The 12,773-nt window shown below is 70.2% G+C and carries 12 protein-coding genes; 6 read left to right on the forward strand and 6 right to left on the reverse strand.

All coding sequences use genetic code 11. The features are described 5' to 3' along the window. Nucleotides 1-1,342: CpaF family protein (locus D7Y21_RS14325; RefSeq protein WP_233612099.1), on the reverse strand; the 1,342-nt coding region annotated here is incomplete at its 3' end. Nucleotides 1,343-1,628: 286 nt separating this feature from the next. Here D7Y21_RS14325 and D7Y21_RS14330 point away from each other — a divergent pair. The 6 genes from D7Y21_RS14330 (at nt 1,629) to D7Y21_RS14355 (ending at nt 7,308) form a co-directional block, all read left to right on the forward strand. After that, a complete protein-coding gene (locus D7Y21_RS14330) occupies nt 1,629-2,150 on the forward strand; it encodes a hypothetical protein (RefSeq protein ID WP_147469280.1) in 522 nt (173 codons plus the stop codon). Between the two features lie 56 nt (nt 2,151-2,206). Further along, nucleotides 2,207-2,887 (forward strand): uracil-DNA glycosylase, encoded by a 681-nt coding sequence (locus tag D7Y21_RS14335; RefSeq protein WP_121713798.1) that lies wholly within the window; start codon nt 2,207-2,209, stop codon nt 2,885-2,887. Between the two features lie 38 nt (nt 2,888-2,925). Continuing rightward, nucleotides 2,926-3,555, forward strand: coding sequence for a TPM domain-containing protein (locus tag D7Y21_RS14340; RefSeq protein ID WP_121713800.1), 630 nt, complete (start codon nt 2,926-2,928; stop codon nt 3,553-3,555). Beyond that, on the forward strand, nt 3,552-5,183 hold the full coding sequence (locus D7Y21_RS14345) for a TIM44-like domain-containing protein (protein WP_121713802.1): 1,632 nt from the start codon (nt 3,552-3,554) through the stop codon (nt 5,181-5,183). The genes D7Y21_RS14340 and D7Y21_RS14345 overlap by 4 nt, the downstream gene beginning before the upstream one ends. A gap of 13 nt (nt 5,184-5,196) precedes the next feature. Further along, on the forward strand, nt 5,197-6,438 hold the full coding sequence (locus tag D7Y21_RS42690; protein WP_233612100.1) for a hypothetical protein: 1,242 nt from the start codon (nt 5,197-5,199) through the stop codon (nt 6,436-6,438). 66 nt (nt 6,439-6,504) lie between these two features. Next, entirely contained in the window at nt 6,505-7,308 is an 804-nt protein-coding gene (locus D7Y21_RS14355) for an acyl-CoA thioesterase II (protein WP_121713840.1), read from the forward strand. Here the strand turns inward: D7Y21_RS14355 and D7Y21_RS14360 are convergent, their stop codons facing one another. The 5 genes from D7Y21_RS14360 to D7Y21_RS14380 form a co-directional block, all read right to left on the reverse strand. After that, entirely contained in the window at nt 7,309-8,034 is a 726-nt protein-coding gene (locus D7Y21_RS14360) for an endonuclease/exonuclease/phosphatase family protein (RefSeq protein ID WP_121713804.1), read from the reverse strand. It lies immediately after the preceding gene. 23 nt (nt 8,035-8,057) lie between these two features. Then, on the reverse strand, nt 8,058-8,417 hold the full coding sequence (locus D7Y21_RS14365) for a response regulator (protein WP_120562357.1): 360 nt from the start codon (nt 8,415-8,417) through the stop codon (nt 8,058-8,060). Nucleotides 8,418-8,564: 147 nt separating this feature from the next. After that, the gene (locus tag D7Y21_RS14370) at nt 8,565-9,899 is read right to left on the reverse strand and encodes a Xaa-Pro peptidase family protein (RefSeq protein ID WP_120562356.1); all 1,335 of its coding nucleotides are present in this window, start codon (nt 9,897-9,899) and stop codon (nt 8,565-8,567) included. Nucleotides 9,900-10,014: 115 nt separating this feature from the next. Further along, nucleotides 10,015-11,244, reverse strand: coding sequence for a cytochrome P450 (locus D7Y21_RS14375; RefSeq protein WP_121713806.1), 1,230 nt, complete (start codon nt 11,242-11,244; stop codon nt 10,015-10,017). A gap of 168 nt (nt 11,245-11,412) precedes the next feature. Further along, entirely contained in the window at nt 11,413-12,546 is a 1,134-nt protein-coding gene (locus tag D7Y21_RS14380) for a cytochrome P450 (RefSeq protein WP_199735422.1), read from the reverse strand. Nucleotides 12,547-12,773: the final 227 nt, after the last annotated feature.

The following is a 12,773-nucleotide window of genomic DNA, read 5'->3' on the forward strand; positions in this document are numbered from 1 at the left end:
GCGCTCTGCGCATGTCTCGTGGGCTCGGAGATTGTATAAGAGACAGGGGCTTGGGCGGGGTGGCAGCGGGCTTGGGTCCGGCGACCGGGCCGTCCGGGGCCGCGTTGCGGAGCACCTGCTCGAACTTCGCCCAGTCCTCCTTGAAGTGCGCGGGGTCCGGCAGTCCCTGCTCGCGGTGCTTCAGGGACGGGGCCCAGCGCAGGGCGTACGCCTCGCCCACGTGGAAGCTGGGCGGGGGCGGCACTCCGTAGGTGGCCGGGTCGAAGAAGGCGTCATCCAGGTCGTCGAAGCCGTACGCGCGCGCCTTCTGGATGAAGTTGGGGATGATGCCGGTGGGCGCGTGGTAGCCCAGGATGTTCTCGTGCTCGTCCTTGGCGACGGGCGTGAAGACGAAGATGTCCTGGGTGCGGTACTCGCCCTTCTCGTTGAGGGGCAGCACCTCCGACAGGGCAATCGTCTTGCGGCTGCCGTCGTGGAGGCGCTCGCAGCAGATGACGAAGTTGATGGCGCTGGCCACCTGGGCGCGCACGGCGACCATGGGCAGCTCCACGGACGACATGAGGCACAGGGACTCGATGCGGCGCAGCGTGTCCGTGGGCGTGTTCGCGTGTGTGGTGGCCAGCGAGCCGCCGTGGCCGGTGTTCATGGCCTGCATGAGGTGGAAGGCCTCGCCGCCGCGCACCTCGCCCACCACGATGCGGTCGGGGCGCAGACGCAGCGCGGAGTGCAGCAGGTCTCCCATGTCCACGGCGCCCTTGCCGAACTTGTCGGCGGGGCGGGATTCGAAGGCCACGATGTGGGACTGGTTGAGCTGGAGCTCGGCGGAGTCCTCGATGGTGAGGATGCGCTCTTCGTCCGGGATGAGGGACGAGACGATGTTGAGCAGCGTCGTCTTGCCGGAGCCCGTGCCGCCGGCCACCAGCATGTTGAGCTTGGTGGCGATGCCGGCCTCGATGAGGCGCGCCATGGGCTTGGTCAGCGACTTGAACTTCAACAGCGAGTCGATGGTCAGCTTGTCCTTGAAGAACTTGCGGATGGAGATGGTGGTGCCGTTGCGCGCGATGGGCGGAATCACCACGTGGATGCGGCTGCCGTCGGGCAGGCGCGCGTCCAGGCGGGGTCGCTCCTCGGACAGGGGGCGGCCCACGAACTGGGCCATGTTGCGCGCGGCGCCGATCAGACCTTCTTCGGAGAAGAAGGCATCCGTCTTGATCAACCGGCCCTTGCGTTCGATCCACACGTCGGTGGGGCCGTTGATCATGATTTCCGACACCGACTCGTCGTCCAGGTAGGGGAGGACGGGCTTGAGAAAGGCGCGGAGCGACTCGGTGTACATCGTCATGGCGGGAGCAAGGCTAGCGCGCTCCGGCCCGGGCCCCAAGCTCCCGCCTTGAGTGCCTGCTCGCTTTCCGGTGCAGCGTTCCGGCACGATGCCGCCCAGGGGCGGTCATCCGCCCTCCGTTTTCGGGGAAGGAGTGCCAGCCCATGCGCGGTCCCTGGTGGTGCTGCCTGGTGTGCTGGCTTGGGGGCTGCGCGTCCTCCACCGTGCTCGACCCGGACCTCGTGCGGCCCGAGCCCGGACCATGAAGCGGCTGCTGCTCGTAGGCGTGGTCCTATGCGCCGGGTGCATGCGACGCGAGACGAGTCCGTCCGATTCGCTGGCGTCGGAGGACCGCTCCATCGTCTTCCCGGAGATGTTCGCGCGAGAGGCGCTGACCATCGGGGCGCCGGGGCAGCCGTACTCGCTGGAGGGCAGCCTGCTTCGGGCCATGGTTGTGGCGGCCGATGACTTCCTTCCCCGCCAACAGGAAGGCCAGCCCTGTTGGAGCAGGAGGGAGGCCCACCTCATCCGGATCCTCCGTGAAGGAGACATCGTCTTCATTCGCATGGACCTGGACCCGCGCGCCTGTGAACCCAGCGGGCTGCTGCTGGACGGAGGCGCCACCTACGCGGTCCGACTGTCGGACGGATGCATCCTGCGGCGGCTCCATGATGGCGAGCCGGATGGACCGCTCGTCCCTGGCGGCACCGATGCAGGTGTACCCACCGGCCCTTCGGACCCGTCCATCCCCGTGGGAGACACCTCCTGGGGCGAGCCGCAGCCCTCGTTTCCATCCCAGTGGCTGGATGCCGGGAGCCCCAATCCCTAAGCGGGCCGCCTCAGAACGCACGCGCTGGTCTAGGGTGCGGCCCACGGAGGGACACAATGAGCCTGGCGGACGGGTTGCCCGAGGACTGGAAGGAAGTACTGCAGGACGCCATCCACGCTCCGTCGTTCACGGAGTTGGAGAAATTCGTGCGCAAGGAGCGCCAGGAACACACCGTGTTCCCGTCGGAGGAGGACGTGTTCTCCGCGTTCCGCTTCACGCCCTACGCGGACGTGCGCGTGCTGCTCCTGGGCCAGGACCCCTACCACGGCCCCGGTCAGGCCCATGGACTCGCCTTCTCCGTCCAGCCCGGCGTGCCTCCTCCTCCCTCGCTCGTGAACATGTTCAAGGAACTCCACAGCGACGTGGGCGCGCCGAAGCCTCGCGACGGGTCGCTCATCCCTTGGGCGAAGCAGGGCGTGTTCCTGCTCAACACCGTGCTCACCGTGCGCCAGGCCTCCCCCAACAGCCACGCGAAGCACGGCTGGGAGCCCTTCACCGACGCCGTCATCCGCGCCGTCAGCGCCAAGGAGGACCCCGTCGTCTTCCTGCTCTGGGGCAAGCCCGCGCAGAAGAAGAAGGCCCTCATCGACGCGAAGCGCCACGTCGTCCTGGAGGGCGTGCACCCCTCGCCGCTGTCCGCCAGCAAGGGTTTCTTCGGCAGCAAGCCGTACAGCACCACCAACGCCGCGCTGAAGAAGCACGGCCAGCACACCATCGGCTGGGAGCTGCCCTCGTAGGAGCGTGTCGCGTGGGTTGGCTATAGTGCCTGCCCACGATGGCCACGACCTTCCTCGAAGACGCCGCACGCACCCAGGCCGCGGAAGCCGTCGCGGCCATTGAGTCCCAGACCGCCGCGGAGGTCGTGGTGTCCGTGCGCCGCGTCTCCGGCGACTACGCCCACACCGATGCACGACTGGGCGCGGCCGTCGCCTTCGTCATGCTGTTGGTCCTCCTGTTCATCCCGCAGGAGGTCCACCTCTTCGCCTTCCCGCCCGTGGTGCTCCTGTCCTACGCCGCGGGCGTGATGGGCGGCCGCCTGCTGCCGTCGCTGCGCCGCGCGCTCACCCCGCGCAAGCTCCAGGAGGACTCCGTGCGCACCGCCGCGAAGGCCGCCTTCACGGAGCTGGGCGTTTCGCACACGTCGCGCCGCACCGGCATCCTGGTGTTCGTCTCCCTCCTCGAGCGCCGCGTGGAGGTCGTCACCGACTACGGCGTGGACACCTCGCTCATGGGCGCCGAGTGGCAGGACGCGCTCACGCAGCTGTCCGCCGCGCTGTCCGCGTCCACCGCGCCCGAGCCCTTCCTCCAGGCCCTGCGCCGCATCCAGGCACCGCTTTCGCGCGTGCTGCCCCGCCTGGAGGATGACGTGAACGAACTGCCGGACATGCCCGGAGCCGTGGCGTGAGGCGCGCCCACTCCGTCCTCCTCCTCGCCGTCGCGCTGTTCCTCGGGCTGGGCCTGGCCTCCCTCCCGGACGCCGAGGCGCGCCCTGGTGGCGGCAGCACCTACCGGGGCTCCAGCCGCAGTTCGTCCAGCTCCAGCAGCCGCAGTTCGTCGAGCAGCCGCAGTTCGTCCAGCTCCAGCAGCCGCAGCTCATCGTCCTCCTTCGGCTCCAGCAGCAGCCGGTCCTCGTACAGCTCCGGCCCTCGCTCCTACAGCTCCAGCGGTTCGTCATCCTCGGATGGCGGTGGAGCGTTCGGGGGCTTCTGCCTGCTCATCGTCGTCATGGGCGTGGTGGCCATCGTCGTCATGAACCTGAAGACGGGCGCGAGTGAGAAGGACTGGAGCACCACCACGCCCCATGCGCCTCCGCCGCCCCAGCGCCAGGGCTCGCTGCGCACGAAGCTCGCGCGCCTGGCCCGCGTGGGGCCCAAGGGTTCGGACGGGTCGACGCAGCCGTTGGATCCGGAGTTCTCCATCGTCCTCTTCGAGGACTTCGTCTATTCGCTCTTCGCCCGCGTGCACGAGGCGCGCGGCGGCGGACGCCTGGACACGCTGGGCGGCTGGCTGTCCGACGGCGCCATCGCTTCGCTCCAGCAGTTGGGCACCCCGGACGCGGTGAAGGCCGTGGTGGTGGGCGCCGTCACCTACGAGGCCGTGGAGGGCGTGAGCGCGAACAGCCGGCGCGTCCGCGTCGTCCTGCGCTTCGAGGCCAACTACACGGAGGTCACCTCCGGCTCCGAGCAGAGCTGGTACGTCGCGGAGGAGTGGCTGCTGGAGCGCGACGCGTCCGCGAAGTCCCGGGCGCCCGAGGACGCGCGTGCGTTCAAGTGCCCGAACTGCGGCGCGCCGCTGGAGTCCGTGCACGGCCACAAGTGCTCGTACTGCGACACGGTGGTGAACACCGGCGAGTTCGACTGGGTGGTGACGCGCGTGGCGTCGCAGGAGCGCGAGCGGCGCGGCCCGCAGCTCACCGGCACCACGGAGGAGCAGGGCACGGAGCTGCCCACCGTGAAGGACTCGCGCGCGCAGGAGCGGCTGAACGCGCTGCTGCATGACGACCCGGAGGCGACGCCGCTGGCGCTGCGCAAGCGCCTGGAGTTCATCTTCCACGAGATGCAGACCGCGTGGGCCGCGCGCGAGTGGAAGGGCATGCGGCCCTTCCTCAGCGACAACCTCTTCCAGACGCAGCTGTACTGGATCAACGCCTACCGTGCGGCGGGCCTGCGCAACATCACGGAGAACGCGCACATCACGAACATGGTGCTCGCGCGCGTGACGCGGGATGAGTACTTCGACGCCGTCACCCTGCGCGTGTTCGCCTCCAGCCTGGACTACACGGTGCGGGACCGGGACGGACAGGTCGTGGGTGGCAGCCGTTCCCGCGAGCGCGCCTACAGCGAGTACTGGACGCTCATCCGCGGCCGGGGCGTGCAGGGCAAGCCCTCCACTCAGAAGCAGTGCCCGTCGTGCGGCGCGCCGCTGTCCATCAACATGGCGGGCCACTGCACGCACTGCCAGGCGCGCGTGACCTCCGGCGAGTTCGACTGGGTGCTCAGCCGCATCGAACAGGACGAGTCGTACCAGGGCTGAGCCACGGTCCTTCATGCACACGCTCCATGGGTTTTCGTTGCTCGGTCTCCTCGTCGCGGCCACTGCGGCCGCCTCGGCTCCCCAGTCCTTCGGTGCCTGGTTCGATGCGCGCGTGAAGGCGGAGAAGGCCTTCGTCCGCGAGCGCTTCCAGGTGGACCTGGATGGGGATGGCCAGGAGGACGACGTCGCCTGCTACGTCTTCGAGACACCCAAGGAATGGGTCACCACCGCGCCTGTCATCCTGGTGGGGCTCGCCACCGGTGAGCGCTTTGCCTTGCGCGGCCAGGGGCTGGGCCCCGGGTTCGCCGAGTGCCCGAGGGCTCTCCTCCCGAGCGCGGTGAATCCCCTGAAGCTCCTGCTCGTTGGCATGAGCGCCCCGACGGGCTTCCGGGCAGAGGCATTCCTCCGCTTCGACAAGAAGGGGCCGCTGCTGACGAGCAGCAGGACCCTGGATCAGCACCACATCCAGGTCGTGGACCTGGTGCGGCAGGAAGCGGAGCGCATCTCCTTCGAAGCGGGCAATGCCACGCCCACGGACGGCGGCGACATCGATTCAGGCCAAGAGTCGCCCCCCGTGCGGTCCGCCGCGATGCTCGCCTCCGGCACGAAGGTTCCGGCGCCCCCCGCGCCGGTCTGGCCGAGCTGGGGCTCGAAGGACTGGGGAGGCCCCTCGGATGCGAACCTGAAGGTGCAGTGGCTGCGCAAGGGCGACGCGGTGACGCTCATCGCGTCGCTCCAGGACGACCATCCGGTGCCGGCCACCGACACCCGCGTGAAGGCCATCCTCGTGGCGGATCACCTGGAGCTGTGGTGGCGCGAAGGGAAGGCGGGTTCCGCGCGTCCGGTGCGGTTGGGCGTGGCACGCACCGCCGATGGAAAGCCCGTGGCCACCTGGCTCCAGCCGCCCGACCGCAAGGACACGTCGCTTCCTCCCGTCCGGTGGATCGCTCCTGACCGGCTGGAGGTGGACCTTCCCCTGAGCTGGATTCTGGCCAGGCCCCTGACGCCGACGGGAACCCTCCCCGGCGACCTGGAGCCGCCGTCGGAGAGGACGGATCTCACGGTCGCTTTCTCCGATAATGATGGCAAGGGACCGGAGACGCTCCTCTCCACCACCGAGGTGCGTCCTGGCGGGGAGGCCTTCAGCTTCCTCTTCATCGCTGAACCGGAATGCCCCTACCCCCGGCTGAGCAAGCGCGTGCTCCAGTGGGTGCCCGTCAGTCAAGGCACCACGCTGCGTGAGCTCGTCTGGTAGTGCCAGCCGGCCGGGCGTGGAGTTCCCCGGGACATCCATGCCGGGGACACTAGGATGCGGTGCATCATGACCGCGCCCTTCCTCGCTGCCACCCTTGTTGAACCGCTGGAACCCGGGCACTACCGCTCGCGCTACGAGGCGCCCTGGTATCAGGGCCGGGGCGCCTACGGCGGCGTGGTGGCGGGACAGGTGCTGCGCGCGCTGGAGCACCACCTCAACGACGCCAACAGGCAGGTGCGCTCGTTCACCGTGCACTTCTGCTCGCCCGCGGCGGAGGGCGTGGCGGACCTGCACACGCGCATCGAGCGCGCCGGCAAGTTCGTCACCCACGCCACCGCGCGGGTGGAGAGCGGCGGCGTGGTGGTGGCCGTCGCCACGGCGACCTTCGGCGCCGCTCGCGGTGGAGCCCCCGAGTACATGGACTTCGTCATGCCCAAGGTGCCCGCGCCCGGGGCGCTCACGCCCGTCCCCGACGACGTGCCCATGCCGGACTTCTGCCGCTTCTTCGAGTACCGCTATTGCGTGGGCTCGGCGCCGTACTCGGGCGGGCTCGAGGCGGAGGTGGGCGGGTGGCTGCGGCCTCGCGTTCCCACGGCGCTGGACTCGGCGCTGTGCGTGGGGTTGATGGATGCGTATCCGCCGTCCGTGCTGTCGCGGCTGGACGGCTTCCGCGCGGCGGCGTCCGTGGACTTCAGCGTGCAGTTCTTCCAGCCGTTCCCGGTGAAGGGCGTCGCGCCAGACGCGCACTTCCTGCGCACCGGCCGCTCGCGCCAGGCGGCGGACGGCTACACGGAGGAGACCCAGCTCCTCTGGGCGGAGGACGGCACGCTGCTCGCGCAGTGCCGTCAGCTCGTCGCCGTGCTCGGCTGATCAGGACACCAGCTCGGCCACCACGGCGTGGTGGTCGGAGACGGCGGCGGGCAGACGCTCGTAGCGGGTGAAGCGCAGGGCGTGGGAGATGAGCACCTGGTCCAGGCGCTGACGCGCGTGCGGAACGGGATACGTGGGCTCGCCTTCGGAGGGCGTGTGCAGTCCCAGCTCCGCGCACAGGCGGACCACGGGACCGTCCACGTCCTCCGCGTTGAAGTCGCCCATCACCACGCGAGGCCGCTGTGGCCGCTGGCGCAAAGCGTGGACGAGCTGGTCCACCTGCCGCCGCCGCACCGCCGAGGAGAACGGATCCAGGTGCAGGGACACGAGCTCCGGTCCGTACTCTCCGGAGAGCGTGGCCACGACGTAGCCCTTGTCCACGCGCCGGTCGCGCCCGAAGTGCGCAGTGTCGCATGACTCCAGCGGCAGCCGGCTCATCAGCGCGGTGCCCTGCGCGAACAACCCGGGGACGCCGGAGTGCACGCCGTGATGCACGTGCGGATACCCGGCCTGCTCCGCGATGCGGGCCACCTGATCCACCCGTCCGCTGAAGAGGCTGGAGCGGTCCGCCTCCTGCAACGCCACCACGTCCGCGCCTTCTCGCGCGAGCAGCGCCGCCACCCGGTCCAGCGTGCCCAGCAGCGCGGACCGCCGCCGCAGGAAGGGCATGGGCACGGCGAACGGCGCACCGTGTGCCACGTTCAGGGTGAGGACCTTGAGTCGCACGGGCCCGATGCGCGCGGAACGGCTCAGGCGGCGATCTGCTTGCGCAACAGCCGCGTCAGCTCCGCGGGATCCACCGGCTTGGGCAGCAGCTCCGCGCCGTAGCGGATGGCCACGGGCAGCAGGTCATCCAGATCCGAGTGGCCGGTGAGGAAGATGAACGGCGCGCGGCACTCCTGCAGCTCGCGCATGGCGACAAGCACGTCGGAGCCGTTCATGTCCGGCATGTTGTAGTCGCACAGGATGGCGGCGATGCCGGAGAGGTCCAGGTGGAAGGCCTCGACGGGGGACTGCACCGTGAGCACCGTGTAGCCCGCACCCCGAAGGGTGTCGCCCACGGTCGCGAGCACGAAGAGGTCATCGTCGATGACCAGCACGGTTGGCATGGGCGGTCCTCCAGCGCCTGAGTGGCGCGCCGATGCGCACGAGTGTATCCGAGCCCGCGCGTCCGCGCGCCACACCCCACCGGGCAAGTCGCGGGGTCGAGACCACCCCCGTCGTAGGGTGTGGGCGTGGCGGGCCCATCAGGGCTCTCAGTGTTTCGAGGGCGTGACAGGGGACGGGATGAGGATGAGCTGCTCCTGGGGTGGGTTGAGGTATTCGGCGCCGGTCTCCGTGATGACGGCCATCTCCTCCACGGAGAGGATGCGCAGCGCGTCCGGGCTGCTGCCGTCCTTCCACGCGTAGAAGCCGTCGAAGGCGAACACCTGTCCGGGCTGGAGCTTGCGCAGCGCGGAGCCCGCGGGCGGCTTGCCGGACGCCGCGCCGGACAGGGCGGGGCCTGCGTCGTGGGCCCAGTAGCCCACGGGATGACCGGTGCCCCACATCACGGGCTCGGAGCCCGCTTCACGCATCCAGTCGCGCTGGGCCTTGTCCACGTCGTAGCCGCGCACGCCGGGCTTCATCGCCGCGAGCGCGATGCGGCTGCCCTTCTTCGACTTCTCCCACTTCGCCAGCGCCTCCGCGGGAGGCTGCTTCTCGCCCGGCGCCAGCACGTACGCGAAGCGCTGGATGTCCGTCACCCACGTGCCACCCACGCGGATGCCGAAGTCCGTCTGGATGAAGTCCCCCGGCTGGATGACGCGGTCGGTGGCGTTCGAGTGCCCGCGCGTGGGCCCGCTGTTCACGTTGGGGTTCTGGTCCGGCTGCCACCCGTCACCCACGCCCAGCTCCGCGATGCGCTTCTTGAGGAAGCGCGCCACGTCCGAGTCCCGCGTCTTGCCGGGCACCACCGTGCGGTACGCCTCCTCCTCCAGCTTCGCGGTGATGTCCGCGGCCTTGCGCATGATGTCCACCTCCTCGGGCGTCTTCACGGACAGCCACTCGGAGACCAGGTCCTCGGAGGACACCAGCTTCTTGCGCAGCGCGGGGGACAGCGCCGCCTCCAGCTTCGCGCGCTGCGTGGCGGACAGCCCGTCCGCGATGGACATCCGCTCCGACGAATTGATGGCCACCTTCGCCGGCTTCGCCTTGGACAGCCGCGCGGCGATGAGCGCGTTCACGTCCGCGCCGCGCTCGAAGGCCACCACCTCGTCCACCACGCCCATGTCCCGGAGCGCGGTGGCCTCTCCCTCGGGGGAGAGCGCGGTGGAGCGCAGCGTGTCGCCGTCGCGCAGGAACAGGAACGCGGCGGTGCCTCCCGCGTTCTCCCCGCCCACGTGGGCGGCGAGCGGGTCGTTGTCGTTCTCGCGGCAGAGCACCACCCACGCGTCCACGCCCGCGCGGGCCATGGCCTGGGGCAAGAGCTTCTGGAGGCGCTCCTTGCGCACCCGGGGCCACGCGCCTTCCGCGGCGGGCACGGCGGGCGCGGCGTGGACGAGGGAGGCAGACAGCAGGGCGGAGAGGAGGACGGGCCGGACACGCGTCATGGATGCGCTCTTCCTGGTGGGGGAGGGCGCGGATTGTTTCACGGCTTCGTCGCGCGACAACCCACACGCCGTGCACCTCGCCGGTGCTTCACCCGGAAGTCCCGGTGTCCGGTGTTCAGCGCGGGACGAGCGTGCCCTGGAAGTTCACGGGCATGGGCACCGCGGCCAGCCGCATCCGCACCGCGCCGGGGTCCTTCAGCTGGATGCGGTAGCGCAGGATCAGGAGCCGGCAGAGGAGCATGAGCTGCGCGGTGCCCAGCCCCGCGCCAATGCACGCCGTGGGCGCCCAGCCGAAGGGAACGTAGCTGGACCGGGGACAGGCCCCGTGCGGTGCCTCGGGGAGCCAGCGCTCCGGCGCGAAGGTGTCCGGCGCGTTCCAGTGCTTCGGGTCATGGTGCAGCAGGTACGGACTGACGATGAAGCGCTGGCCCTTCTTGAGCCGGGTCTCGGCGACCTGGAGGTTTCCGGTCGCTTCCCGCGTCATGAACATGGGCGGGCCCCACATCCGCAGCACCTCCTTGACGAAGCGGTGGGTGGCGGGCGCGGTGCGGGTGGGGTCCTCCAGGAAGTCCGCCGCGGACAGCGGCGCCAGCTCCTCCACCAGCGGGGCCACGCGCTCCGGCTGATGCGTCAGTTCGTACAGCAGGCTCGCGGCCGCGGCGCCGGGCGGTCCCGCGATGGCGGTGATGACGGCGGTGACGGCGTCGACGGCGCGGTCCACGCCCAGCGTGGGCAGTAGCTCCACGATGGGGTCCAGCAGGTCCGCCTGACGGGGACGGCGGCCGGAGGCGCGTCCACGCAACTCGCGGCGCACCGCGTTCCCGCTGCGCACCTGCCCGAGGACGAAGCGCAGCTCCTCCCATCGCGTCGCGCCCGAACCTCCGGCGCCCAGCAGCCGGCGCAGCTTGAACTCCTGGTCGCGCTGCACGAGCGCCAGGTCCGCCGCGGGCAGGGCCTTCACCACCACCGGCAGCAGCGAGCCGGTGACGACCTCATGCGCGGTCCACATCAGGTCCAGCGGCCGGTCCAGCCGGGCCTCCAGCAGCGCCACCATGCGCTCCTCGAGCTGGCGCAGCCCCTCTCCATCCGAGAGCCGCCGCAGCTGGGTGAGCCACGCGGCGCGAATGTCCTTCCAGGAGAAGGGCTCGCTCTGGCGGCCTCGCACGACGTCGCTGAGCTTGTCCGCCAGGGACAGGTCGGCGAAGTGGCACGCGTGGAATCCGCGAGCGGCTTCGGGTTCGAACACGCCCAGCTCATCCGGTTGGATCCACAGGACTCCGCCCTCCGCGGCACACCGCGCACGCAGCTCGCGAACGAAGTCCGGCTCCTCGGGTGCCGCGTCCATGGGGACTCCCCTGGAGAAGGAGGCGGACGGGATCCGCCTCCTTCCGGAAGAGGTCAGATGCTGCGGTACATGACCCAGATGTACTTGGAGTCCTTGCGGCGGATGGACAGCGCGGTCAGCAGGGCACGGGCCAGCTTCTTCATGGGCATTACCTCCTTCTGCGGGTTGCTACAGGGGAAGCGGCCGGACGCTCAGCGTGAAGCGCGGCGGCGCCAGCGCGGGACCGAAGTGGGGGCGGGCTCCATGCGCGGTGACCGTCCACTGGTAGGTGCGGGACAGGATGCGCAGGACGTCCTCCACCAGCTCCATGGAGAGGAGCGCGGCGGGACAGGTGTGTGTGCCCCAGCCGAACGGGATGAACGCCGGCGGGGACCGGACGCCGTCCCACCGCTCCGGCCGGAAGGACTCGGGCTCCTGCCAGTGCGACGGGTGCCGGTGGACCAGGTAGGGACAGACGACCACCGTGTCGTCGGGCGTGACATCCTCGCCCGCCACGGCGTGGGCCTTCGCCGGCCGGACCGACAGCATCCAGGCCACCGGCCACAGCCGCAGCGCCTCGCGGACCACGCCGGACGGATCCGCGTCCGGACGCGGATGCGTGCCCCACAGGTAGAGCGACCAGCCCAGCGCGAAGCCGACCGAGCCCGTCACCGCGAACACGCAGGACAGGAACACCTCCGCCAGGAGCGCCTCGGACGCGTGGACGTCCGCCGCGCGCACGACGACGTCCAACAGGTCGGAGGGCGCCGCGCCACGCCGCTCGCGCCGGGCCCGGATGGCGTGGACCAGCTCACGGCGCACGCGCCGACGGAAGCGCCATCGGGTCCACCAGGAGGTGCGCTCCCGGACGCCGGCCAGCACGGCGCGCTCCACCACCGCGCCCACGATGTTCCGCAGCGATTCCGGACTGCCGGGGGCCACGAGCGCGTCCGCGAGGTGCCGGTACATCAGCCGGTTGCCTGCGTGAGGCCATTCGCTGGTGGGTGAGAGGGATTGGCGGAGTGTTTCCGGGAGCAGCTCCGCGCGCGAGGCGAGAAAGGCTTTCAAGAGCGACCGGGCTTCCCGTCCAATCTCTTGCTGCACGGCGCGGGGACCCAGCATGCCTTCAGCGGTCTGGAAGAAGTCCGCGTGCTCCTCGTACAGCCCGCCGCCATTGACGAGCACGGCCTTGGCCGCCGCCGGCTCCGCGACGCAGAGCTGCCGCCCGGGTAGCCAGAGCGCGTCACCCCCAGCGGGGAGCGATTGCTCCATGAATAGCAGGGGATCGTCGTGGAACCGGACCTGGGGCTGCTGTCGCGACATGCGTCGGGCCTCCCTTCCTGGCGTCCGGTCTCCATCCGCCGGGAGGGAGGGTCGTTCAATGGCTTGAAGAATGACAGACGGAAGGGTGGGGAGTTGTTCGTGGCTGGATTGTCATTGGCGGGGGCGTCCGGGAGTGAACGCCAGGCCTGCCCTGGGGTCGCAGGTGTGGGCGGATGCCTGTCATTGCCCAGGCACCGGCGGGAGGGCGCGAAGAACGCCAGGGCTTG

The organism is Corallococcus sp. AB045 (assembly GCF_003668895.1).
GTDB classification, from domain to species: Bacteria; Myxococcota; Myxococcia; order Myxococcales; family Myxococcaceae; genus Corallococcus; species Corallococcus coralloides.